This window comes from Pseudomonas sp. ITEM 17296, from assembly GCF_028895205.1.
Classification (GTDB): Bacteria; Pseudomonadota; Gammaproteobacteria; order Pseudomonadales; family Pseudomonadaceae; genus Aquipseudomonas; species Aquipseudomonas kermanshahensis.
This window is the reverse complement of record NZ_WJRS01000102.1, coordinates 1-313: the sequence shown is the minus strand read 5'-3', so window position 1 is coordinate 313 and position 313 is coordinate 1. Positions and strand designations below refer to the sequence as shown.

Genomic DNA, 313 nt, shown 5'->3' with positions numbered 1-313 from the left:
TACCCAGATCGCGCATGGCCGAAGCCGTGAGGTCACCACTGCCGCTTGTCAGGCGCCGACACCGGGTGTAGACAGCACGCTCAACCCGATTGAAAAGCCGATGCCACGCGACACCGACCCGCGGATCGGGCAATGACCCCGAGAGCCCGCCAGCCACCCAGAATGATGGGCGGGATTTGCCAGGGATGGATGGCAGTGGCTCGGAAGGTACTAGGCGCCAAGGCACGAGCACGGGCAACCCTTGAGCCCCTGTAGGAGCAGCCTTGTGCTGCGAAGAGGCCGGTGCAAGCAGCGAAGATTCACTGTGTAGTTG

1 pseudogene is annotated in these 313 nt (G+C 63.3%); it reads left to right on the top strand.

The window, feature by feature from the left end:
- Nucleotides 1-245: pseudogene (locus tag GIB19_RS28235) on the top strand (hypothetical protein); the annotation flags it as partial.
- Nucleotides 246-313 lie beyond the last annotated feature (68 nt).